Below are 24121 nucleotides of genomic sequence, written 5' to 3' on the forward strand. Positions count from 1 at the left end.
TCAGGCTGCCACGGCAGCCGAGCGGACCGCCTGCGCGGCGATCTCCAGCGAACGCAGGCGCAGCTGGGGATCGAACACGTCGCTGACGAAGATGAGTTCGTCGGCGCCGGTCTGCGCCACGATGGACTGCAGGCCGGCGCGCACCGTCTCCGGCCCGCCCACCACGGCCAGCGCCAGGAAGTCGGAGATGCCGGCGCGTTCCTGCGCCGACAGGCCCTGCACGAAACCCGGCACCGGCGCGCCCAGCTTGCCGCGCTGGCCGGTCAGGATGCCCAGCACCCGGCGGTAGGTGCTGGTGGCCAGCAGCTCGGCCTCCTCGTCGGTGGGCGCGGCGATCATCGGCACGCCGATGGCCACATAGGGCTCGGCCAGGGTCGCGGAAGGCTTGAAGCGCGCCCGGTACAGCTCGATCGCCTGCAGCAGGTAGCGCGGCGCGAAGTGGGAGGCGAACGCGTAGGGCAGTCCGCGCTCGGCCGCCAGCTGGGCCGAGAACAGGCTGGAGCCCAGCAGCCAGATCGGCACCTCGGTGCCCGCGCCCGGCGTGGCGATCAGCCGCTGGCCCGGCACCGCCGGCGCCAGCAGGCGCTGCAGCTCGGCCACGTCGGCGGGGAAGTCGTCCACCGTCTCGGTGCGGTCGCGGCGCAGCGCCCGCATGGTGTTCGGATCGGTGCCCGGCGCGCGGCCCAGGCCCAGGTCGATGCGGCCCGGATACAGCTCGGCCAGCGTGCCGAAGGCCTCGGCCACCACCAGCGGCGCATGGTTGGGCAGCATCACGCCGCCGGATCCCACGCGGATGGTGGAAGTGCCGCCCGCCACATGGCCGATCAGCACCGCCGTCGCCGAGCTGGCGATGCCTTCCATGTTGTGGTGCTCGGCCATCCAGTAGCGGGTGTAGCCCAGCGACTCGACATGGCGCGCCGTCTCCAGCGCGATCTTCAGCGCCTCGGCCACGGTGCCGCCTTCGCGCACCGCGACCAGGTCGAGCAGGGAAAGGCGGACGTTCTTCAGGACGTCGGCGGAATCATCGGGAAAAGAGGTATCCATGGCAGCCAGCTGTGTGCCCGAAGGCGGTTTTACAAGCCGGGCAGCTGATCTTCGGGAGTCATCTCCAGCCGGCAGCGGTCGCCGCCTGCCTTGCGCCAGACCTCGACCGCATGCACCGGGAAATCGGCTTCACGCAGCTTCCGGGCGATGAACAGGCAGAGGTTCTCCATCGTCGGCGCGCCGAGACCCGGCACTTCGTCGAGCAGATGGTGGTCCAGCTGCTCGCGCACCTTCTTCAGCTGCACCCGCAGATGGCCCAGGTCGACCACCATGCCGGTGGCGGGATCGCGCGGCCCGGCCACGGTGGCGCGCGCATGGTAGGTATGCCCATGGATGCGCCGGCTGCCGGCCGCCTCGATCTCCCGCTCCAGCGTGTGGGCGGCGTCGAAATAGAACTCCTGACTGACTTCGAAACGCATGTTCAACGAATACCGGTGACCTTGTGGGTCTGGAGGGAAAGGCGCCAGGCCGGACGGGCCATACACAGCTCGATGCAGGTGCGGGTGTTGGCGAGGTTGTGCGGGCCGCCCGAGAGGCCCAGGCGGGCGGTGTCGTCCATCGGCTGCAGGAAGCGGTGGCTGAAGTCGGCCGCTTCCAGCGCGTCGAGATCCAGCCCTTCCTGCGGCCACACCACCTTCAGCTCCTGCCCCTGGCGCTGCACCCAGGGCGCGCCGGCCTTGGGACTGACGCAGAGCCAGTCGATGCCGGGCGGCGCGGCCACGCTGCCGTTGGTCTCGACCGCGATCTCGAAGCCTTCGGCATGCAGGGCGGCGATCAGCGCCTCGTCCACCTGCAGCAGCGGCTCGCCGCCGGTCAGCACCACCAGGCGGTGCGCCCGGTCGTGCGCCGGCCAGAGCGCTGCGATCTGCGCGGCCAGCGCCTGCGCCTGGCGGAACTTGCCGCCCAGCGTGCCATCGGTGCCGACGAAATCGGTGTCGCAGAAGCGGCAGACCGCCTCGGTGCGGCCGTCCTCCCGCCCGTTCCAGAGATTGCAGCCGGCAAAGCGGCAGAACACCGCCGGGCGTCCGGCGTTCGCGCCTTCGCCCTGCAGCGTGTAGAAGATTTCCTTGACCGTGTACACCATAAGAGGGCGGGATTGTCGCTGGTCTGGCGTGGTCCGCCGGTTCGGCGGGCTTTGCGTGTGGTCCTCACGCATCGGCCGCACCAGTGCGGCGCATTCTTTTTGCATGCAGATTGGCACGCTTTCTGCGTACGCCCTGCTCCATGAGCGAAACGCCGATCCGCAAGCCCGCCGCCATCGAACTGGTGGCCTTGACCAAGCGTTATGCCTCCGGCGCCGCCGCCGTGGATGGCATCGATCTGCGCATCGCGCCGGGCAGCTACTGCTGCCTGCTGGGGCCCTCGGGCTGCGGCAAGAGCACCACGCTGCGCATGATCGCCGGGCACGAGACCGCCAGCGAGGGCGACATCCTGCTGGAGGGCCGCAACATCACCGGGCTGCCGGCGGCCGAGCGCGGCACGGCGATGATGTTCCAGAGCTTCGCCCTCTTCCCCCATCTCAGCGCGCTCGACAACGTGGCCTTCAGCCTGCGCATGCGCGGCGTCGCGAAGGACGAACGCATCCTGCGCGCGCAGGAGCTGCTCGACCGGGTCGCCATGGGCCCGCTGGCCGAACGCAAGCCGGCCGAACTCTCGGGCGGCCAGCAGCAGCGCGTGGCCCTGGCGCGCGCCCTGGCCACCCAGCCGCGGGTGCTGCTGCTCGACGAACCCTTGTCCGCCCTCGACCCCTTCCTGCGGGTGCAGATGCGCGCCGAACTGCGCCGCTGGCAGAAGGACCTGGGCCTGACCTTCGTGCATGTCACCCACTCGCAGGAAGAGGCCATGGCCCTGGCCGACACCATGGTGGTGATGAACCGTGGCCGCATCGAGCAGGTCGGCGCGCCGCGCGAGGTCTACAACGCACCGTCCACCGAATTCGTGGCCCGCTTCATGGGCGGCCACAACGTGATCGAGACAGCCGCCGGCAAGGTCGCCGTGCGCACCGACCAGCTGCAGGTGGCGCCCGCCGGCAGCGCGGCCGCCGGACTTGCCGGCACGGTGACCGACGTCGAATACCAGGGCACCTATGTGCTGCTCGGCCTGCACGCCACGGGCGCGGGCGGCAACGGCGCCGTCTCGGCCATGTTGCCCGAGGCCGTCTTCGCCAGCCGCCCCTACGCCACCGGCGAATCGGTGCAGCTGAGCTGGGCGGCCAGGCAGGCCCACCCGCTGGCCGCCTGAGCGAGCCTTATCCGTTTCTTCCAACCAGGAGCTTTCCATGTCCGACAGCATCGAACCCCAGAACACCGCCCTGCAGCGCCGCACCCTGCTCACCGGCATGGCCGGCATCCTGGCCAGCGGCATGGCGCCTTCGGTGCATGCACAGGAAAAGATCACCCTGCGCTACCTGGGCACCGCGGTGAACCAGGACAAGGAGATCGCCGAGAAGTTCAAGGCCGACACCGGCATCACCATCCAGTACGTGGCCGTCACCACCGACGACGTCACCAAACGCGCCGTCACCGCGCCCAACAGCTTCGACCTGATCGACACCGAGTACTTCTCGCTCAAGAAGATCGTGCCCACCGGCAACTTGAAGGGCATCGACACCAAGAAGATCAAGAACGCCGACAAGATCACCTCGCTCTTCACCAACGGCACCGTGGCCGGCAAGGCGGTGGGCGACCAGGGCACCGCGCCCAAGAAGGTGATCTTCCTGGAAGGCGAGAAGAGCAAGGTCTTCGCCAAGGCGCCGACGCAGTTCATGTCGCTGATCCCGACCACCTACAACGCCGACACCCTGGGCATCCGCCCCGACCTGATCAAGCGCCCGATCACCAGCTGGGCCGAACTGCTCAACCCCGAGTTCAAGGGCAAGGCCGCGATCCTGAACATTCCCTCGATCGGCATCATGGACGCGGCCATGGTGGTCGAGGCCATGGGCAAGTACAAATACCCCGACAAGGGCAATATGACCAAGGCCGAGATCGACCTGACGATCAAGACTTTGATCGAGGCCAAGAAGGCCGGCCAGTTCCGTGCGCTGTGGAAGGACTTCAACGAGTCGGTCAACCTGATGGCCTCCGGCGAAGTGGTGATCCAGTCGATGTGGAGCCCGGCCGTCACCGCCGTGCGCACCAAGGGCATCGACTGCGTGTTCCAGCCGCTCAAGGAAGGCTATCGCGCCTGGGCCTCGGGCTTCGGCCTGCCGGCCACGCTATCGGGCCGCAAGCTCGACGGCGCCTACGAGTTCATCAACTGGTTCCTCGACGGCTGGGCCGGCGCCTACCTCAACCGCCAGGGCTACTACAGCGCCGTGCTGGAAACCGCCAAGGCCAAGATGGAAGCCTACGAATGGGCCTACTGGATGGAAGGCAAGCCCGCCGCGCAGGACATCAAGAGCCCGCACGGCGACCTGCTGGCCAAGGCCGGCTCGGTGCGCGACGGCGGCAGCTACGAGCAGCGCATGGGCGGCATCGCCTGCTGGAACGCGGTGATGGACGAGAACGAGTACATGGTGCGCAAGTGGAACGAGTTCGTCGCCGCCTGACACCCGCATGACACCCACCGCCGCGAGCCCCATGACCAGCCGCCCCATCAAACCCTGGTGGCAGGCCGGCCCGTTCGCGGCGGTGTTCCTGCTGTTCTTCATCATCCCGCTGGCCCTGGTGGTGATGGTCAGCTTCTGGGATTTCAACGAGTACGAGCTGCTGCCCGGCTTCACACTGAAGAGCTATCTCTCGGTGTTCGAGGGCTGCAGCCATCTCACCGAAACGGGCGACCTCTGCGTCACCCTCAGCACCTATCTCTCGACCCTGAAGTTCTGCCTGCTGGTGTGGGGCATCACCCTGGTGCTGGGCTTCACCGTCGCCTATTTCCTCGCCTTCCACGTGCGCTCGGCGGGCCTGCAGACGGCTCTCTTCATCCTCTGCACCATCCCCTTCTGGACCTCCAATGTGATCCGCATGATCTCCTGGGTGCCCATGCTGGGGCGCAACGGCGTGGTCAATGGCGCGCTGATGGGACTGGGCCTGGTGGACCAGCCGGTGGAGTGGCTGCTCTTCTCCAGCTTCTCGGTGGTGCTGGCCTTCGTGCACCTCTACACCATGTTCATGATCGTGCCGATCTTCAACAGCATGATGCGCATCGACCGCAGCCTGCTGGAGGCCGCCAGCGATGCCGGCGCCTCCGCCTGGCAGACGCTGTGGGCGGTGATCGTGCCCCTGTGCAAGAGCGGCATCCTGATCGGCTCCATCTTCGTGGTCACCATCGTGATGGGCGACTTCGTCACCATCGGCACCATGGGCGGCCAGCAGATCGCCTCGGTCGGCAAGATCATCCAGGTGCAGACCAGCTACCTGCAGTTCCCCCTGGCCGCGGCCAACGCGGTGGTGCTGCTGGTGACGGTGCTGATGATCATCTGGGGCCTCACGCGTGTCGTGGATATCCGGAAAGAACTCTGATGCAGACCCGTGAAGGCCGCGCCCCCGGCTTCTGGCCCCTGGCCATCGTCTTCGGCCTGTTCGTGGCCTTCATGTACGGGCCGATGTTCGTCATCTTCCTGCTGAGTTTCCAGGGACCCGAAGGCGGCCTGACCTTTCCCATGCGCGGCTTCTCGCTGCACTGGTTCCGCTCGCTGGCCGCGGGCCTGGGCACGGTGGACATCGGCGCGGCCTTCCTGCGCTCGCTGATGCTGGGCCTGGTGGTGATGGCGCTGACGGTGCTGCTGTCGGTGCCGGCCGGCCTGGCATTCCGCAAGAAGCTGCGCGGCGGCAATGCGCTGTTCTACGTGACGGTGGCCAGCCTGGTGATGCCTTCCATCGTGGTGTCGCTGGGCATAGGCCTGCAGTTCCGCCTGATCGACACCGGCATGAAATGGCTGCTGGGCGCCGTCGGCGCGCAGGACCTGCTGGACAACTACGGCACCGCGCTCGGCCTCTTCAGCTCGGCGCTGGGTGCGCACCTGACCTGGACCCTGCCCTTCGGGCTGCTCACCATGTTCGCCGTCTTCAACCGCTTCAACCCGGCCTACGAGGAAGCCGCGCGCGACCTGGGCGCCACGCCCTGGCAGGGCTTCGTGCATGTGGTGCTGCCGCTGATCGCGCCGCCGGTGATCGGCGTGGGCATGTTCGGCTTCACCCTGAGCTGGGACGAGATCGCCCGCACCTCGCAGGCCATCGGCGACGTCAACACCCTGCCGCTGGAACTGCAGGGCCTGACCTCCACCGTGACCACACCGGCCATCTACGCGCTGGGCACGGTCACCACCGTGGTGTCCTTCCTGGTGATCGGGCTGGCCTTCGGCCTGGGGCTGCTGCTGCGGCGCCGCTCGCGCACCGTTTCTCCCTGAGTTTTTCCATGCGTACCGCCACCGCGCCGGTCGACGACAGCGAAACGCCGGTGTCCGACGAAACCATCTACGAACGCCTGGTCGCCGCCATCCTCGACCAGCGCCTGCCGCCGGGCACCAAGCTGGTGTCGGACCGGCTGGCGCAGGCCTTCGGTGTCTCGCGCACCCGCATCCATCCGGTGCTGGTGCGGCTGGCCAACGAACGCATCGTCACCTTCACGCCGCGCCGCGGGGCGGCCGTGGCCCAGCCGACGGTGGAGGAGGCGCGCGAGGTCTTCGAGGTGCGCCGCATGATCGAGCCGCGCCTGGTGGCCCTCTTCATCGAGGCCGCCTCGAGCGAGGCCCTGCAGTCCCTGGCCGACTGCATCGCCGACGAGGAGGCCGCCCATGCGGCCGGCGACACGGTGCGCGCGGTGCGGCTGACCGGCGAATTCCACCTGCGCATCGCCGAGGGCTCCGGCCACCAGACCCTGGGCCGCATCCTGCGCGAGCTGGTGTTCCGCACCTCGCTGATCATCATGCGTTACGGCACCGAACCCGGCAGCCGTCCGCAGCCCGGCCCGGCCTGCGCCTGCCAGGAGCACCGCCGGCTGCTGGATGCGATCCGCCTGGGCGATGCCACCGAGGCCGCGCGTTTCATGCGCGAGCACCTGGAGCAGATCGAATCGCAGCTACGCTTCGGCCAGCGGCCGGCCGGCCCGCCGGACCTGGCTTCGCTGTTCGGCCCCGCGCCCACCGCCTGAAGAAGAACCCACACGAGGACTGCCCATGCAACGCCGCCTGCTGGTTATCAACCCCAACACATCCGAGAGCATCAGCGAGCTGCTGCAGATGCATGTGTCGGCGCTGGCGGGGCCGCATGTGGCGGTGAGCACCGTCACCGCGCGCCTGGGCGCGCCCTATATCGCCAACGAGGCCGGCTATGCGGTGGCCGGCCATGCCGCGCTGGACGCCTGGGCCACCGCCCTGGTGCCGCCGGCCGAGGCGCCGCACGGCGTGCTGATCGGCTGCTTCGGCGATCCGGGGCTGTTCGCCTTGTGCGAATGCTCGCCGGTGCCGGTCACCGGCCTGGCCGAGGCGGCCTTCGTGCAGGCCGCGCGGCACGGGCGTTTCGCCGTGGTCACCGGCGGCGCGGCCTGGGATCCGATGCTGCGCCGCCTGGCCTGGGGGCTGGGTTTCGGCGAGCAGCTCGCGGGCATCGTGACGGTGGCGCCCAGCGGCGCCCAGCTGGCCGAAGACCCCGACGGCGCCCAGGCCCTGCTGGGCCGGGCCTGCCAGGAAGCCGCCGCGCTGCCGGATGTGAGTGCGGTCATCGTGGGCGGCGCGGGGCTGGCCGGCATGGCGGCGCTGCTGCAGACCGGCATCGCCACGCCGCTGATCGACAGCGTGACCGCCGGCACGCGGGAGATCCTGCGCGCCCTGGATGCGCCCGATGCCCGGGCCCAGCACGGCGTGGCGGGCTGCGATGTGCGCTGGAGCGGCGTCTCTGCGGAGTTGCGGGCGCTCGGCCGCGTCTGAGGCGCTTGGCGGCGCGGTAGACCAGCCGCCAGCCCCGCCACGTAGGACGGCATGACCTGCCGCCGTCGGCCTGCGGCCGCAGCCAAGACGTCCCCGGACTGGAATAATTCGCGGATGTCCCGGGTGCCCCCTTGCCTGGCCGCGCCCACCCGTCCGTTGCCCCGCTCCCCACCATCTTGACCGACCCCGCCAAGCTCGAACCGACGGCCTTCCTGCCCCATGCCCGCGGCGACATGGCCGACCGTGTGCGCCGCCACGACTGGGCCGCCACGCCGCTCGGCGCGCCCGAAACCTGGCCCGACAGCCTGCTCGCCCTGGTGGAGATCCTGCTGGCCTGCAACGAGCCGCGCTTCCTCGCCTGGGGGCCGCGGCGCATCATGGTCTACAACGACCACTACGCGCCGCTGTGCGGCAGCAAGCATCCCGCCGCGCTCGGCCAGCCCTTCGCCGAGGTGTGGGCCGACATCCTCGACGACGTCGGCCCCATCATGGAGCGCGCCTATGGCGGCGAAGCGGTGCACATGGACGACATCATGTTCACCATGCGCGACCGCAACGGCTATCCCGAGGAGACGCATTTCGCCTTCTCCTACATCCCCGTGCACGGCCGCACCGGCGAGGTCAGCGGCATGCTCTGCACCTGCCGCGAGACCACCGACGCGGTGCTGACCCAGCGCCTGCTCTCCTTCCAGCTGCGGCTCGGCGATGTGCTGCGCTCCATCGCCGACCCGGACGAAGTCAAGCGCGTGGCGGTGCGCCTGCTGGCCGAGGAACTGGCCCTGGGCCAGGTCGGCTACGGCGAGATCGGGGCCGACGGCCGCGCCGTGACGCAGACCAGCCACGGCGACGGCAGCCTGCCGCCCTCGCGCGGCACGCCGCGTTCGCCCGCCGACATGCCCACCACCCTGGCCGCGCTGGGCTCCGGCGCCCGCGTCGCCCTGCACGACCTGGACCGCGAGACCGGCCCCATCGCCGCCGAGGTCGCCGCCACCAGCCGCGACAGCGGCGCACGCGCCTTCGCCGCCCTGCCCCTGGTCAAGCACGGCCGGCTGGTGGCCTATCTGTACCTGGCCAACCGCACGCCGCGCCGCTGGTCGGAGCGCGAACTGGAACTGGCCGCCGAAGTGGCCGAACGCACCTGGGCCGCCATCGAGCGCGCCAGCACCGAATCGGCCCTGCGCCGCACCCGCGAACGCCTGGCCGCCACGCTGGACGCGGCCGACATCTCCACCTGGGACTACGACGTGGGCAGCGACCACCTGCTGCCCGACGACAACCTGGCCTCGCTCTGCGGCCTGTGCGGCGTCAGCCAGGGCGGCCGCGACCAGCTCGAATCCTTCATCGCCTGCACCCATCCGGACGACCGCGAGCCGCTGCGCCAGCGCCTGCGCCAGGCGCTGGAACAAGGCCAGGACTGGCGTTCCGAACACCGCGTGCTGCAGCAGGGCGGCGGCCACCGCTGGGTGGTGGCGCACGGCCGGGTGGAGCGCGACGCCGCTGGCCGCGCGCTGCGCATGCCGGGCGTGCTGGTCGACATCACCGACCGCAAGCGCGCCGAGGAAGCCTTGCAGGAGGCCGACCGCCGCAAGGACGACTTCCTGGCCACCCTGGCCCACGAGCTGCGCAACCCGCTGGCACCCATCCGCAGCGCCGCCCGCATCTCCAGCGACCCCAGCGCCACCCTGCAGCAGCTGCGCTGGAGCCACGAGGTGATCGAACGCCAGGTGCGCAACATGGCCCTGCTGCTGGACGACCTGCTGGACGTCTCGCGCATCACCCGCGGCATCCTCGAAGTGCGCAAGACACCGACGGCCGCCGCCTCCATCGTCGAGGCCGCGCTGGAAGCCGCGCGCCCGGTGCTGGCAGCCCGCAAACACAAACTCGAACTCGACATCGACCCCGAGCCGCTGCATGTGGACGCCGACCCGCTGCGCATGGCGCAGGCCCTGTCCAACCTGCTGACCAACGCCGCCAAGTACACCGACCCCGGCGGCACGGTGCGGCTGTCGGCGCGGCGCGAGCGCGATGCGCTGGTGATCCGGGTGAGCGACAGCGGCATCGGCATCGCGCCCAGTTCGCTGGAACGCATCTTCGCCATGTTCTCGCAGGTGGAGCCGGCGCTGGAGCGCTCCGAAGGCGGGCTCGGCATCGGACTGGCATTGGTCAAGGGCATCATGGAACTGCATGGCGGCACGGTGCGTGCGCAGAGCGCCGGCCTGGGCCGGGGCAGCGAATTCGTTCTGTCGCTGCCGGGCGTGCAGGTCGGCACGCTGTCCGCGGCCGACCACCAGCCAGCGTCCGCCGCTGCCGCCACGCCGCTGCGGGTGGCCCTGGCCGACGACAACGTCGACGGCGCCGAGACCCTGGCGGCCCTGCTGGAACTCGACGGCTACGAAGTCCGCATTGCCCACGACGGCCTGGCCGCGCTGGAGCTGGTGCGTTCGTACCGGCCCGATGCCGTCTTCCTCGACATCGGCATGCCCGGCCTCAACGGCTACGAAGTGGCCCGCCAGCTGCGCGAGGAACAGGCGCCGGGCGAGCCCGCGCCGGTGCTGGTCGCCCTGACCGGCTGGGGCGGCGCTGGCGACAAGCAGCGCGCGCTGGACGCGGGTTTCGACAAGCACCTGACCAAGCCGGTCGACCCCGATGCCCTGCTCGACATCCTGACCGAGGCCGCGGCCTCCCGCCAAGGCCTGGCGGCCTGAGCGGGCCGTCTCAGCCCGCGTCGAAGGCGGCCTTCAGCCAGCCGAGCTGGTCGCCCTCGATGGTGACCACGTCGAAGCGGCAAGGCGGCAGGCGCGACAGCCGCATCAGGTAGTGCCGGGCCGCGAACACGATGCGCCGCTGCTTCCAGATGCCGACGCTGGCCGCCGCGCCGCCATGGCGGCTGCCGGCGCGCTGGCGCACCTCCACGAAGACCAGGGTGCCGTCGGGTTCGCGCAGGATCAGGTCGATCTCGCCGCCGCCGCGGCCGGGGGTTCGATAATTGCGCTCCAGCAGCGTCAGGCCGGCCGCCGCGAGATGGGCCAGCGCCCGCGCCTCGCCGGCATCGCCGCGCTGCTTGGTCGTTGTGGGCGCCGTATCCGGCGCCGCGGTTTTTCTGGCGGGTTCCGTTCTCGGTGCCCGCGGCTTTCGCGGAAAGAAATCCATTGAGCGCCTCCTTTGCCTCGGCCCTTAGCGCCGCCCATGATGCCGCAGGCACCCAGTCCCATCCGCCCGGCGCGCTCTACATGGTGGCCACGCCGATCGGCAACCTGGCCGACATCACCCTGCGCGCCCTGCACCTGCTGCAGAAGGTGGATGCGGTGGCCTGCGAGGACACCCGCCACACCGGCGCCCTGCTGCACGGCTACGGCATAGACCGCAGCGGCATCGCGCTGATCGCCGTGCACCGGCACAACGAAAGCGAGGCGGCGCAGGCCGTCATCGACCGCCTGGCCGCCGGCCAGCGCGTGGCCTACGCCAGCGATGCCGGCACGCCCGCCGTGAGCGACCCCGGCGCCCGCCTGGCCGCCGCGGTGCGCGCCGCCGGCCATGCGGTGGTGCCGCTGCCCGGCGCCAGCAGCATCACCGCCGCCCTCAGCGCGGCCGGCATCGTGGCGCCGGGGCATGACGACGGCAGCTTCATCTTCGCCGGCTTCCTGCCATCGAAGGCCGGCGAACGCGCCACCGCCCTGCAGACCCTGGGCGCCCAGGCACGCCCGGTGATCCTGCTGGAAGCGCCGCACCGCATCGCCGAACTGGCCGCCGCCCTGGCGCCGCTGGGCGAACGGCTGGTGACCATGGCGCGCGAGCTGACCAAGCAGTTCGAGGAGATCGCCACCCTGCCCGCCAGCGGCGCCGCCGCCTGGGTGGCCGCCAGCCCGCAGCGCGCCCGCGGCGAATACGTGGTGCTGCTGCATGCCGCGGCCGTGACCGAGGACCGCACCGCCGCCGAAGGCCGGCGTGTGCTCGGCCTGCTGCTGGCCGAGAAGCTGCCGCTGAAGTCGGCCGCGCGCCTGGCCGCCGACATCACCGGCGCCAGCCGCAATGTGCTGTACGAGGCCGGGCTGGCCTTGAAGAACGAAGGCTAGGAGCCTGGGCGGCAGAAGGCGCCGAAGCGAAAACCGGCCCCAGCGAGGACAGTTTTTGCCGGATCCGCCGGCCAATAGCCGTAGCTATTGGTCAAGGAGACGGTGAAAAATGGACCGCTGCGGCCGGTTTGCAGCCGGCGACTTCTGCCGCCCAGGCTCCTAGCCTTTACAAACCCGCCCGCCTCTTTACCCCCGCTTCGTACAGGCCGGAAAGCGCTGTCACAGGCGCCCCGCACACTCTGCCCATGCTTTCGCGACTTGCCTCCTGGCGGAAACGCCCGATCCGCATCCTCTTCATCCTGCTCGTGCTGGCCGCCATCGGCTGGTTCGTGCGCCAGCATTTCTTCGTGCCGCCGCCACCGCCGCAGTACGTCACCGCCGCCGTCACCCGCGGCGACCTGGAGGACTCGGTGCTGGCCACCGGCACCCTCCAGGCCTTCAAGCAGGTGAGCGTGGGCGCGCAGGTGTCGGGCCAGGTCAAGACCCTGGCGGTGAAGCTGGGCGACCCGGTGAAGAAGGGCGACCTGATCGCCGAGATCGACTCGGTGCCGCAGCAGAACACCCTGCGCAACGCCGAGGCCGCGCTCAACAGCGTGAAGGCCCAGCTCGCCGCGCAGCAGGCCACGCTGCTGCAGGCCCAGCTCAACTTCCGCCGCCAGCAGCAGCTGCTGGCCGGCGAGGCCGGCTCGCAGCTCGACTTCGAGACCGCCCAGGCCACCTACGAAAGCGCCAAGGCCACCGCCGCATCGCTCACCGCGCAGATCGCCCAGGCCGGCATCACCGCCGACACCGCCCGGGTCAACCTGGGCTACACCCGCATCGTGGCGCCCATCGACGGCCAGGTGGTGGCCATCGTCACCCAGCAGGGCCAGACGGTGAACGCCAACCAGACCACGCCCACCATCGTGAAGGTGGCGCAGCTCGACACCGTCACCGTCAAGTCGCAGATCTCCGAGGCCGACGTGGTGAAGGTCAAGCCCGGCCAGAAGGTGTACTTCACCATCCTGGGCGAGCCCGACAACCGCTACTACGCCACGCTGCGCACGGTGGAGCCGGCGCCGGACTCCATCCTCACCGACACCACCACCAGCAGCAGCACCAGCACCACCACCTCGACCACCGCCGTCTACTACAACGGCCTGTTCGACGTGGCCAATCCCGAGGGCAAGCTGCGCATCTCGATGACCGCGCAGGTCTCCATCGTGCGCGGCGAGGCGAAGAATGCGCTCACCATCCCCACCTCCGCCCTGGGCCCGCGCGGACCCGACGGCGGCTACCGGGTGCGGGTGGTCGGTGCCGACGGCACGGCCCAGCCGCGCCAGGTCAAGACCGGCATCAACAACAACGTGAGCGTGCAAGTGACCGAAGGCCTGGCCGAGGGCGACCGGGTGGTGCTGGGCGATGCCTCGGCGCGCGATCCTGCGCAGACCATGCGGCGCGGCCCGGGCGGCCCGCCGCGCATGTGAGCGGCGCGAGCATGTCCGCGACCTCCCATCCGCCGTCCTCCGCAGACGGCCGCCCCGCCCTGCTGGAACTGCGCGGCCTGAAGCGCGAATTCCCCGCCGGCGAGGGCACCATCGCCGTGCTGCAGGACGTGAACCTTGACATCCGCGCCGGCGAGATGGTGGCCATCGTCGGCCAGTCCGGCTCCGGCAAGTCCACGCTGATGAACATCCTGGGCTGCCTGGACAAACCCAGCGCCGGCAGCTACCGGGTGGACGGCCGCGCCACCGCCGGCCTGGAGCCCGATGCCCTGGCCGCCCTGCGGCGCGAGCACTTCGGCTTCATCTTCCAGCGCTACCACCTGCTGGGCGACCTCACCGCGCGCGGCAATGTCGAAGTGCCCGCCGTCTACGCCAACACGCCGGCCGAGGACCGCCATGCCCGCGCCCAGGCCCTGCTCACCCGCCTGGGCCTGGCCGAGCGCACCCAGCACCGGCCCGGCCAGCTCTCGGGCGGCCAGCAGCAGCGGGTGTCCATCGCCCGCGCGCTGATGAACGGCGGCACCGTCATCCTGGCCGACGAGCCCACCGGCGCGCTGGATTCGGCCAGCGGCGAGGAGGTGATGAAGATCCTGCAGGAGCTCAACGCCGAGGGCCACACCGTCATCATCGTGACCCACGACATGCAGGTGGCCGCGCACGCCCGCCGCATCATCGAGATTCGCGACGGCCGCATCATCGACGACCGGCCCACCGGCCTGGCCGCCCCCGCCGCGGCGGCGCAGCTGGCGCCGCGGCCCCGGGCCAAGGGCGGCCTGCGGGCGCTGGCCGACCGTTTCTCCGAAGCCTTCGCCATGGCCCTGCTGGCCATGAACGCGCAGCGCCTGCGCACCTTCCTGACCATGCTGGGCATCGTCATCGGCATCGCCTCGGTGGTGGCGGTGGTGGCGCTGGGCGAGGGCTCGCGCCAGCAGGTGCTCAAGAACATCTCGGCCATCGGCACCAACACCATCGAGATCTTCTCCGGCGCCGGCTTCGGCGATCCGCGCGCGGCCGCCGTGCGCACCCTGGTGCCGGCCGATGCCGATGCGCTGGCCAGCCAGCCCTATGTGGACAGCGTCACGCCCACCATCACCAGCTCGCTCACCGCGCGCTACCGCAACGTGGAGGCCTCGGCCACCGTCAACGGCGTGGGCGAGCAGTACTTCCGCGTGCGCGACGTGCAGCTGGCCCAGGGCTCGGCCTTCGGCACGCAGAGCGTGCGCCTGCGCGAGCAGGTGGCGGTGATCGACGACAACACCAAAAAGAAACTGTTCCCGCAGACCCCCAACCCCATCGGCGAGGTGATCCTGCTCGGCAGCGTGCCGGTGCGGGTGATCGGCGTGGCGGCCAAGAAGGACAGCGCCTTCGGCAACAGCGAGGCGCTCAATGTCTTCGTGCCCTACACCACCGCCATGGGCCGCATCCTCAACCAGTCCTACCTGCGCAGCGTGACGGTGCGGGTGGCCGACGACGCCTCCATGGACGCCGCCGAGCAGGGCATAGGCGCGCTGATGCAGCAGCGCCATGGGCGCAAGGATTTCTATGTGCTCAACACCGACAGCATCCGCCAGACCATCACCGCCACCACCGCCACGCTGACGCTGCTGGTGGCCTCGATCGCGGTGATCTCGCTGATCGTGGGCGGCATCGGGGTGATGAACATCATGCTGGTCTCGGTGACCGAGCGCACCCGCGAGATCGGCGTGCGCATGGCGGTGGGCGCGCGGCAGAGCGACATCCAGCAGCAGTTCCTGATCGAGGCGGTGCTGGTCTGCCTGATCGGCGGCGTGCTGGGCATCCTGCTGGCGCTGGCGCTCGGCGTGGCGGTGGACAGCGCGGGCATCGACTTCAAGCTGATCTATTCGACCGGCTCCATGGTGGCGGCGTTTGCCTGCTCCACCCTGATCGGCGTGGCCTTCGGCTGGCTGCCGGCGCGCAGCGCGGCGCGGCTCGATCCGGTGGAGGCGCTGGCGCGGGAATGACGAGAGAACACATGAAAAGCATCGCGAGGCCGGTCTCGGCCCTGGCCTTGGCTGTCGCCGCTCTGCTGGCCGGCTGCGCCACGGGTTCGACGGCGCCCTACGAATCGGCGGAGATCCAGATGCCGGGGCAGTTCGCCCACCGCGATCCCCAGGCCGTGGTGACCGCGCCGCGCGATGCGGATGCGGCCACCGGCCGCTGGTGGACCGCCTTCGGCGATCCGGCGCTGGATGAGCTGGTCACGACCGCCCTGCAACGCAACAACGACCTGGCCGCCGCCGGCTTCAAGGTGCGCGCGGCGCAGCTGCAGGCCGGCATCGCCCAGGCCAATCTGCGGCCCACCGCCAGCGGCGCGGTCAACACCAGCGTGGCGCGGCCGCTGGACGGCGGCGCCTCCAGCCGCAGCAGCACACTCAGCGTGGGCGCGAGCTACGAGGTCGACCTGTGGAACCGGCTGGGCGCCCAGCGCGACATCGCCCGCTGGGAGGCCGAGGCCACGGCGCAGGACCGCGAGTCCAGCGCCCAGGCCCTGGCCGGCACCACCGCCACGCTCTACTGGCAGCTGCGCTACCTGGGCCAGCGCATCGCCACGGCGCAGACCAGCACGGCCTATGCCGAACGCACGCTGGCGCTGGTGCAGACGCAGTTCCAGGCGGGATCGGTTTCGCCGCTGGAGGTGGCCGAGGCGCGGCAGAGCGTTTCTTCGCAGCGCGCCGCCTTGGCCCTGCTGGAGCAGCAGCGGGTGGAGGCCGGCAATGCGCTGGCCCTGCTGTTCGACGGTGCGCCGCCGCCGGCCGCTGCCGGCGTGATGCCGGTGCTGCCCGCCGGCGCGCTGCCGCCGGTGCCGGTCGATGTGCCGGCCGAGGTGCTGGGCCGCCGGCCCGACCTGCGCGCGGCCGAACTGCGGCTGCGCGAAAGCCTCTCCACCATCGCCGCGACCCGCGCCAGCTACTACCCCGCGCTGACGCTGACCGGCGCCCTGGGCGGCTCCAGCGCCGGCCTGCTCAACGTGCTGCAGAACCCGCTGGCCACGCTGGGGGCGGGGCTGAGCATGCCCTTTCTGAACTACCGGCTGATGGACCTCAACGTGCGGGTGTCCCAGGCCCAGTACGAGCAGGCCGTGGTCACTTTCCGCCAGACGCTCTACCAGGCCCTGGCCGATGTGGACAACGCCCTGTCGGCCCGCCAGCGCTATGCCGAACAGGGCGCGCAGCTGCAGGCCCAGCTCGACGACGCCCGCACCGCCGAGCGGCTCTACGAGACCCGCTACCGGCTCGGCGCCGTGGCCCTGCGCATCTGGCTGGACGCGCAGGAGAAGCGCCGCACGGCCGAGAACGCGCTGGCCGAGAACCGCTACAACCGGCTGGTCAACCACGCCACGCTGCTGCGGGTGCTGGGCGGCGGCGTCTAGAAGCGCCCGGCCGTGGCGCGCGGGCCGGGCCGCCAGGAGCGGGACATGGCGGCGGCGCTCTCTTCGTCCGCCGGGGCGCCGATGACACGCAGGGTCGTCGTTCCCGGACCGGTCGCCAGGGGCCGGCCCGAGGGCTGCCCATGCCGCCGCAGCGCCAGCGTGCCGAGCAGCATGCCCAACGAGGGCAGCGGCACCGCCGTCAGCACCAGGTGGCGGTCGGGCTGGCCTTCGCAGCGCGCCAGGTATTCGCATTCCAGCGACTGGCCCTGGGCCAGGGCCTCCCGCATCGCCACCTCGATCCAGCCGGCCGCGCCGACGGCCGCGGGCAGGTCGCGCCAGCCGGCCACGATGACGTCGCGCTCGGGCTGCCGCGCAGTGCCCTTCACGCCGTTCCAGCGGGCGGCGCGGCCGTCCAGCACCAGCGCGCGGGCCGAGGGGCGGTAGGAGAAGCGGGCGTGCTCCAGGCCCATGTCCAGCAGGCGCTGCAGCGCCAGGTAGGCGGTGCGCCGCTCCTGCTCCATGCGCTGCGACTGCCTGCGCCTGGCCTTGGCCACGGCGGTGGACACGCCGCAGATCGCGCAGACGGCCAGGATCCAGTACAGGGTGGCGAAGAAGGAGGAGAACATGAAAGCCGGGCCGGTGGCGCAGGAAGCAGGCGATGAATCGATGCTAGGCAGCCAGGCCTCTTGCGAGACCGCTTTCTGGGGGCGCCGGCATAGGCCGGATGGATCGTCGCGGGGCGGCGCTACCATGGCCGGTTCGGGTCGGAGACTGCGACGGCCGGAACTTCGCGGCGCACTCGCCCTCACATTGCCAGCCCATGCCCTTGCCCGCCGCCCCCCTTCTTCGCCGTTTTTCGATCGTCGCCCTGCTGGCGCTGGCCTGCTGCGGCAACGCATCGGCGCAATGGCTGAAGGGCTCGCGCGGCAGCGCCGCGCCGGCCTCCATCACCACGCCGCATGTGCAGGCCGAACTGGTGGCCCATGCGCCCGAGGGCGTGGTGGCGGGCGGCCAGTTCCAGGCCGGCCTGCGCATCACGCACCAGCCGCACTGGCATACCTACTGGCTGAATCCGGGCGATTCGGGGCTGGCCACGCAGCTGGCCTGGTCGCTGCCCGACGGCCTGGCCGCCGGTCCGGTCGCATGGCCGCTGCCGCAGCGCATTCCGGTGGGGCCGCTGGCCAACTACGGCTACGAGAACACGGTGCTGCTGCCGGTCACGGTGCAGGTGGCGCCGGGCTTCGCGGCCGCGCCGGGGCAGACCAGCGTGCGGCTGTCGCTGCATGCGCAGTGGCTGGTCTGTCAGCAGGAATGCGTGCCGGAGGAAGGCGACTTCTCGCTGGAGCTGCCGATGCACAGCGCCACCGCGGCCGACGGAGCGGATTTCGCCGCCGCCCAGGCCGCGCAGCCGCGGGCCCTGGCGAGCGGCCTCACCGCCACGGTGGACGGCAACAGCCTGAAGCTGGACGGCACCGGCCTGCCGCCCGCCTTGCAGGGCCGCACGCTGGAGCTGTTCCCCGAGACGCCGGAGATCACCGCGCCCGCCGCCCCGCTGCAGCAGCGCTGGTCAGGCGAACACTGGACCGCCGAGGCCGCCCTGGCCGCGCAGCGCAGCGAAAGCCCGGCGCTGCTGCCGGTGGTGATCGCCGCCACCGATGCGGCCGGGCAGCGCCAGGGCTGGCGCATCGAAATGCCCGTGGCCGGCCCATGGCCGACGGCGGCCAAGCCAGTGCCGGTGTCCGCCGCGCTGCAGTCCGCGCTGGCGGACAACGCCGCCGCCGCGCCTGTGGCGGCACAGGCCGCGCCCATGGCCACCTGGCTCGCGGCCCTGGGCGCCGCGCTGCTGGGCGGTCTGCTGCTCAATCTGATGCCTTGCGTGTTCCCGGTGCTGGCGGTGAAGCTGCTCGGCTTCGCCCGCCATGGCGCGGCGCCGCGCCAGCAGCGCATCGCCGGGCTGGCCTATGCGTCGGGAGTGGTGCTGTCCTTTCTGGTGCTGGGTGCGCTGGTGCTGGGCTTGCGCGCGGCGGGCGAGCAGCTCGGCTGGGGTTTCCAGCTGCAGTCGCCCGTCGTGGTGGCGGCGCTGGCCGCGCTGTTCACCGTGCTGGGGCTGAACCTGGCGGGGGTCTTCGAATTCGGCATGTGGGCGCCGCGCGGCCTGGCCGGCATGGCGCTGCGCCATCCGGCGGCCGATGCCTTCCTGTCGGGCGTGCTGGCGGTGGCGATCGCATCGCCCTGCACCGCACCCTTCATGGGCGCTTCGCTGGGCCTGGCGCTGGGCCTGCCGACGGCCCAGGCCCTGCCGGTCTTCGCCGCGCTGGGGCTGGGCATGGCCCTGCCCTATCTGGGCGCAGCCTGGGTGCCGGCGGTGGCGCGGCTGCTGCCGCGGCCGGGGGCGTGGATGGACATGTTCCGGCGGCTGATGGCCTTTCCGATGTTCGCCACGGTGGCCTGGCTGGTCTGGGTGCTGGGCCAGCAGAGCGGCATCGACGGCGCCGGCGCCCTGCTGCTGTTGCTGGTGGCCGGCTCGGCCTGCCTCTGGGCGCTGGCGCTGCGCGGCCGCGCCCGTGCCTGGCTGGGCGGCGCCACGGCCCTGCTGCTGATCGGCCTGCTGACGGCCGTGGGCCCGCGTGCGGTGTCGGCCCTGCCGCCGCAGCAGGCCGCCGCCGATGCCGCTGCCCGCTGGCAGCCCTGGAGCGAGGACAAGGTGCGCAGCCTGCTGGCCGAAGGCCGCCCGGTGTTCGTGGACTTCACCGCCAGCTGGTGCGTGACCTGCCAGGTCAATGAACGCAGCACCCTGGCCGACGACGGCGTGCTGCAGGCCCTGGACGGCAAACGCGTGGCCCTGCTGCGCGCCGACTGGACCCGCCAGGACCCCGCCATCACCCGCGCCCTGCGGGCGCTGGGGCGCAGCGGCGTGCCGGTCTATGTGCTGCACGCGCCCGGCCGGCCGCCGCAGGTGCTGACGGAGCTGCTGAGCCGCGACGAGGTGAAGGCCGCCCTGGCGGCGCTGCCCGCCAGGTAACGTTCGCCCGGGAGGGCCCTGCCACAATCCCGGCCATGGTTTCCTCCTCTACCTCCTCCCCCTTCGCGCCGCTGCAGAACGACAGCTTCCTGCGCGCCTGCCGCCGCCAGGCCACCGAGCACACGCCCATCTGGCTGATGCGCCAGGCCGGCCGCTACCTGCCGGAATACCGCGCCACCCGCGCCCAGGCCGGCAGCTTCATGGGCCTGGCCACCAGCCCCGACTACGCCACCGAGGTCACGCTGCAGCCGCTGGAGCGTTTTCCGCTGGATGCCGCCATCCTCTTCTCCGACATCCTGACCGTTCCCGACGCCATGGGCCTGGGCCTGTCCTTCGCCGAGGGCGAAGGCCCGCGCTTCGCCCATCCGGTGCGCGACGAGGCTGCCGTCGCCGGCCTGCAGGTGCCGGACATGGACCGCCTGCGATATGTGTTCGACGCGGTCGGCTCGATCCGCCGCGCCCTGTCCGGCCGGGTGCCGCTGATCGGCTTCTCGGGCAGCCCCTGGACCCTGGCCTGCTACATGGTCGAAGGCGCCGGCTCCTCGGACTACCGGCGCATCAAGACCATGCTGTACGCCCGGCCGGACCTGCTGCACCGCATCCTGGAGATCAACGCCCTGTCGGTCGCCGCCTATCTGAATGCGCAGATCGACGCCGGCGCGCAGGCGGTGATGGTGTTCGACAGCTGGGGCGGCGTGCTGGCCGACGGCGCCTTCCAGGCCTTCAGCATGGCCTACACCGCCCGGGTGCTGCAGGCGCTCAAGCGCCAGGGCCCGGACGGCCAGGACGTGCCGCGCCTGGTCTTCACCAAGGGCGGCGGCCTGTGGCTGCCCGACATGAACACCCTGGACTGCGAAGTGCTGGGCCTGGACTGGACCGTCAACCTGGCCGCCGCGCGCGCGGCCGTGGGCGGCGCGGCCGGCGGCCCCGGCAAGGCGCTGCAGGGCAATATCGACCCGAACGTGCTGTTCGCCGCACCTGAACAGGTGCAGGCCGAGGCCCGCAAGGTGCTGGAGAGTTTCGGCACGCCCCATACCGATGCATCGACCACCGGCCCAACGCACATCTTCAACCTCGGCCACGGCATCAACCAGCACACGCCGCCGGAAAACGTGGCCGCGCTGGTCGATTGCGTTCATGCCCATTCCCGGGCCATGCGAGCCTCTCGCCAGGCTGCGCCAAGTGCTTGATTCATAAGGGATAGCCCGGACTGCCTGTTTGCCGGGCATTCCGGTGAAAGCCTTATTCGGCGCGGCTTTGCGGACATACGCACCGGTCTTTCAACACAGTTGTCCACAAAAACCGGGGCGCTCCGGGAAAATTCTTTTGAATCAACAGCTTGCGGAAGCTCTGGGGTCAGGCAAAAGTCAGGTCGGCAGCAGGATAGAGCACTGACGCAAAAGCCGGGGTTTACCCGAGATCGCCGCCGGCCCTGCGCCGATTCCAAAACGCCACCAATCGGCCACTTCGCCGCCAGCCCGCATGGCGACTGGCTTTGCGCCGGCCCATATTTTTGCGTCCTGGTGTCCGATCCGCAGCACAGGGGTGTCAAGGGAAAAATTTGCGTCCCAGATCTTGCTTATGCACAAAAATCGTGATCCACGTTTTGTACCGGCCTGCGAGATGCTCTTGCGAGAACTTGGCAAGAGTGATCCGCTAAGTCATTGATTCATAAAGAAAAGTGTCGTTGCCGTTTTTTGTGGCAAAACGTAGAAAGCCTTGCTGGGCGCGGGTTTGGCGCCGCTCACCACGGAGTATCAACAAAGTTATCCACAAAAACCGTGCAAACCCGCATGCCGCTGGCCGCGGCACGCCTTCGGTGCATGGTTTGGAGCCCCGGCTCAAGTGAACGCCCCCCAACTATCCGGCAGTTGTGCACAGAGGGAAGACAGCTCCACCTAGCGCTCTTTTTTCCCGCGCTTGGCGAGGTACGCATCGCAAGCTCATGATCAAAAAGACTTTTTATCGCATCATTGCATCCATGACATGCAAACCGCCGGAATCGGACATCAAAACCGACGATACTCGCGGCCCGCTGTCAACAAAGTTATCCACAGAACGGCAGACGCTTGTCGCCGGACCCTTTTTCCGCCCGACTGACCGCCTGTGAGCTTTCTTGTTTCCGTCGTCGTTCAGACCCCCGCGCACAGCGCCCTGGCCGCCGCCCTGAGCTACCGCTGCGACCGCCGGCTGCAGCCCGGCACCCTGGTGCGTGTGCCGCTGGGCTCGCGCGAGGTGCTGGGCGTGGTGTGGGATGGCGAGGCCGGAGGCCATGGCGAGGGCGTCGAGCTGAAATCGATCGCGGCGGTGCTCGACGGCCTGCCGCCGCTGGATGCCGCCTGGCGCGCGCTGGTGGGCTTCGCGGCGCGCTACTACCAACGGGCCATCGGCGAGGTGGCGCTGTCGGCCCTGCCGCCGCAGCTGCGCAACCTGGACGCCACCCAGCTGGAGCGCCGCCTGGGCCGCAAGGCCGTGCTGCGCCTGGCCGAGGAAGCCCCGGCGCAGCAGGTTCCCGAGGCCACGCCCGAGCAGGCCCAGGCCCTGGAGCAGCTGGCGGCCGGCAGCGGCGCCTTCCTGCTTTTCGGCGCCACTGGCAGCGGCAAGACCGAGGTCTATCTGCGCAGCGTCGCCGCCATGCTGGCGGCCCGGCCCGACGCCCAGGCGCTGGTGATGGTGCCGGAGATCAACCTGACGCCGCAGCTGGAGGCGCGTTTCCGGGCGCGTTTCGGCGAGGCCACCGTCGTCTCGCTGCACAGCGGCATGACCAATCCGCAGCGGCTCAAGAGCTGGCTGGCGGCGCATACCGGCAGCGCACGCATCGTGCTGGGCACCCGCATGGCGGTGTTTGCCTCGATGCCGCGCCTGGGCCTGATCGTGGTCGACGAGGAGCACGACCCCAGCTACAAGCAGCAGGAAGGCGCGCGTTATTCGGCGCGCGACCTGGCCGTGTGGCGCGGCCACCAGGAAGGGGTGCGGGTGATCCTGGGTTCGGCCACGCCTTCGCTGGAGAGCTGGTACCACAGCCGTCCGGCCAGCGCCGAGGATGCCGGCGGCCGCTACCGGCGGCTGGACATGCCGGCCCGCGTCGGCGCCGGCGCCCTGCCGCGGGTACGGCTGGTGGACATGCAGCAGCAGCCGCGCGGCACCGTCTTCACGCCCGCCCTGCTCGAAGCCATGCGCGAGCGCATAGGCCGCGGCGAGCAGTCGCTGGTGCTGCTCAACCGCCGCGGCTATGCGCCGGTGCTGGCCTGCGGCGACTGCGACTGGAAAAGCGAATGTCCGCACTGCAGCGCCTTCCGGGTGTTCCACAAGGTCGACCGCAGCCTCCGCTGCCACCACTGCGGCTTCACCCAGGCGGTGCCGCGCGCCTGCCCGTCCTGCGGCAACCTGGACATCGCGCCGGTGGGCCGCGGCACCGAACGCCTGGAGGAGCTGCTGGCCGAGCGCCTGGCCGACACCCTGCGGCCGGACGGCTCCCCGGTGCGCATCGCCCGCATCGATGCCGACACCACCCGGCTGCGCGGCGCGCTCGAATCGCAGCTGGCGCAGGTGCATTCGGGTGACGTGGATGTGCTGGTCGGCACCCAGATGGTGGCCAAGGGCCATGACTTCCGGCGCATGACGCTGGTGGCGGCGATCAACCCGGACGGCGCCCTGTTCTCCGCCGATTTCCGCGCGCCCGAGCGGCTCTTCGCCCTGCTGATGCAGGCCGGCGGGCGGGCCGGCCGCGACGCCGCGCAAGGCGATGTCAGCGAGCTGTGGGTGCAGACCTTCCACCCCACCCATGCACTCTTCGCCACCCTGCGCCGGCACGACTATCCGGCCTTCGCCGCCGCGCAGCTGGAAGAGCGCCGTTCGGCCGGCCTGCCGCCCTGGGCCGCCCAGGCGCTGGTGCGGGCCGAGGCGCGCAGCCAGGAGATCGCCCAGCAGTTCCTGCGCGCCGCCCGGGCCGCCGCCACCGAGGCGGGGCTGGATGCCGATGGCCGGGTGGTCGCCTTCGATGCGGTGCCGATGTCGCTGCAGCGGGTGGCCAATGTGGAGCGGGCGCAGATGCTGCTGGAGAGCACCAACCGCCCCGCCCTGCAGCGTTTCCTGGCCGCCTGGCAGCCGCTGCTGCATGCGGCCCGGGCGGAGCACAAGGGGGTGATCCGCTGGGCGATCGATGTGGATCCGCTGGCCATCTAAACATCTGATAACGGACAGCCGGTAACTTGCCCTGCGATCCCAGGCCGCAGACTG

The 24121-nt window shown here is 70.7% G+C and carries 19 protein-coding genes; 14 read left to right on the forward strand and 5 right to left on the reverse strand.

What is annotated here, in order from left to right:
* Genes GT347_RS07555 through queE form a run of 3 tightly spaced genes read right to left on the reverse strand, consistent with a single transcriptional unit; the run spans position 1 to position 2128 of the window.
* Positions 1-1044, reverse strand: coding sequence for an LLM class flavin-dependent oxidoreductase (locus tag GT347_RS07555; RefSeq protein WP_160551377.1), 1044 nt, complete (start codon positions 1042-1044; stop codon positions 1-3).
* Positions 1045-1073: 29 nt separating this feature from the next.
* Positions 1074-1463 carry a 6-pyruvoyl trahydropterin synthase family protein gene (locus tag GT347_RS07560; RefSeq protein WP_160551378.1) on the reverse strand — a complete coding sequence of 130 codons (390 nt, stop codon included), beginning with the start codon at positions 1461-1463 and terminating at the stop codon, positions 1074-1076.
* A 2-nt stretch (positions 1464-1465) separates the two neighbouring features.
* On the reverse strand, positions 1466-2128 hold the full coding sequence (queE, locus tag GT347_RS07565; RefSeq protein WP_160551379.1) for a 7-carboxy-7-deazaguanine synthase: 663 nt from the start codon (positions 2126-2128) through the stop codon (positions 1466-1468).
* A 140-nt stretch (positions 2129-2268) separates the two neighbouring features.
* Between queE and GT347_RS07570 the strand changes: the two genes are divergently transcribed.
* The 7 genes from GT347_RS07570 to GT347_RS07600 all read left to right on the forward strand — a co-directional run bounded on the left by GT347_RS07570 (position 2269) and on the right by GT347_RS07600 (position 10617).
* The gene (locus GT347_RS07570; protein WP_160551380.1) at positions 2269-3285 is read left to right on the forward strand and encodes an ABC transporter ATP-binding protein; all 1017 of its coding nucleotides are present in this window, start codon (positions 2269-2271) and stop codon (positions 3283-3285) included.
* 37 nt (positions 3286-3322) lie between these two features.
* Entirely contained in the window at positions 3323-4594 is a 1272-nt protein-coding gene (locus GT347_RS07575) for an ABC transporter substrate-binding protein (RefSeq protein ID WP_160551381.1), read from the forward strand.
* Between the two features lie 31 nt (positions 4595-4625).
* Entirely contained in the window at positions 4626-5507 is an 882-nt protein-coding gene (locus GT347_RS07580; protein ID WP_229722785.1) for an ABC transporter permease, read from the forward strand.
* Positions 5507-6394: an ABC transporter permease gene (locus GT347_RS07585; RefSeq protein WP_160551383.1), complete on the forward strand. Its 888-nt coding sequence runs from the start codon at positions 5507-5509 to the stop codon at positions 6392-6394. Before GT347_RS07580 ends, GT347_RS07585 begins: the two co-directional genes overlap by 1 nt.
* A gap of 8 nt (positions 6395-6402) precedes the next feature.
* Positions 6403-7137: a GntR family transcriptional regulator gene (locus GT347_RS07590; protein WP_160551384.1), complete on the forward strand. Its 735-nt coding sequence runs from the start codon at positions 6403-6405 to the stop codon at positions 7135-7137.
* 25 nt (positions 7138-7162) lie between these two features.
* Positions 7163-7912, forward strand: a complete 750-nt coding sequence (locus GT347_RS07595; RefSeq protein WP_160551385.1) for an aspartate/glutamate racemase family protein — start codon at positions 7163-7165, stop codon at positions 7910-7912.
* Positions 7913-8088: 176 nt separating this feature from the next.
* Entirely contained in the window at positions 8089-10617 is a 2529-nt protein-coding gene (locus tag GT347_RS07600) for a hybrid sensor histidine kinase/response regulator (protein WP_160551386.1), read from the forward strand.
* Positions 10618-10627: 10 nt separating this feature from the next.
* Here the strand turns inward: GT347_RS07600 and GT347_RS07605 are convergent, their stop codons facing one another.
* Positions 10628-11062 carry a YraN family protein gene (locus GT347_RS07605; RefSeq protein ID WP_160551387.1) on the reverse strand — a complete coding sequence of 145 codons (435 nt, stop codon included), beginning with the start codon at positions 11060-11062 and terminating at the stop codon, positions 10628-10630.
* On the opposite strand from GT347_RS07605, the gene rsmI reads away from it, so the two are divergent.
* From rsmI to GT347_RS07625, 4 genes are all read left to right on the forward strand, one after another.
* Complete coding sequence (rsmI, locus tag GT347_RS07610; protein ID WP_160551388.1) at positions 11062-11985, forward strand: 16S rRNA (cytidine(1402)-2'-O)-methyltransferase; 924 nt, start codon at positions 11062-11064, stop codon at positions 11983-11985. The genes GT347_RS07605 and rsmI overlap by 1 nt on opposite strands.
* A gap of 245 nt (positions 11986-12230) precedes the next feature.
* Entirely contained in the window at positions 12231-13451 is a 1221-nt protein-coding gene (locus GT347_RS07615) for an efflux RND transporter periplasmic adaptor subunit (RefSeq protein ID WP_160551389.1), read from the forward strand.
* Between the two features lie 11 nt (positions 13452-13462).
* Positions 13463-15451 (forward strand): MacB family efflux pump subunit, encoded by a 1989-nt coding sequence (locus GT347_RS07620; protein WP_160551390.1) that lies wholly within the window; start codon positions 13463-13465, stop codon positions 15449-15451.
* A gap of 11 nt (positions 15452-15462) precedes the next feature.
* Complete coding sequence (locus tag GT347_RS07625) at positions 15463-16860, forward strand: efflux transporter outer membrane subunit (protein WP_160551391.1); 1398 nt, start codon at positions 15463-15465, stop codon at positions 16858-16860.
* On the opposite strand, the gene GT347_RS07630 is transcribed toward GT347_RS07625, so the two are convergent.
* Positions 16857-17486 (reverse strand): hypothetical protein, encoded by a 630-nt coding sequence (locus tag GT347_RS07630; protein WP_160551392.1) that lies wholly within the window; start codon positions 17484-17486, stop codon positions 16857-16859. The genes GT347_RS07625 and GT347_RS07630 overlap by 4 nt on opposite strands.
* A gap of 194 nt (positions 17487-17680) precedes the next feature.
* On the opposite strand from GT347_RS07630, the gene GT347_RS07635 reads away from it, so the two are divergent.
* The 3 genes from GT347_RS07635 to priA all read left to right on the forward strand — a co-directional run bounded on the left by GT347_RS07635 (position 17681) and on the right by priA (position 24067).
* Positions 17681-19882, forward strand: coding sequence for a protein-disulfide reductase DsbD family protein (locus GT347_RS07635; protein WP_160551393.1), 2202 nt, complete (start codon positions 17681-17683; stop codon positions 19880-19882).
* Positions 19883-19917: 35 nt separating this feature from the next.
* The gene (hemE, locus tag GT347_RS07640) at positions 19918-21072 is read left to right on the forward strand and encodes a uroporphyrinogen decarboxylase (RefSeq protein WP_160551394.1); all 1155 of its coding nucleotides are present in this window, start codon (positions 19918-19920) and stop codon (positions 21070-21072) included.
* A 916-nt stretch (positions 21073-21988) separates the two neighbouring features.
* Positions 21989-24067 carry a replication restart helicase PriA gene (gene priA / locus GT347_RS07645; protein ID WP_160551395.1) on the forward strand — a complete coding sequence of 693 codons (2079 nt, stop codon included), beginning with the start codon at positions 21989-21991 and terminating at the stop codon, positions 24065-24067.
* Positions 24068-24121: the final 54 nt, after the last annotated feature.

It is taken from the genome of Xylophilus rhododendri, assembly GCF_009906855.1.
Lineage (GTDB): Bacteria > Pseudomonadota > Gammaproteobacteria > Burkholderiales > Burkholderiaceae_C > Xylophilus > Xylophilus rhododendri.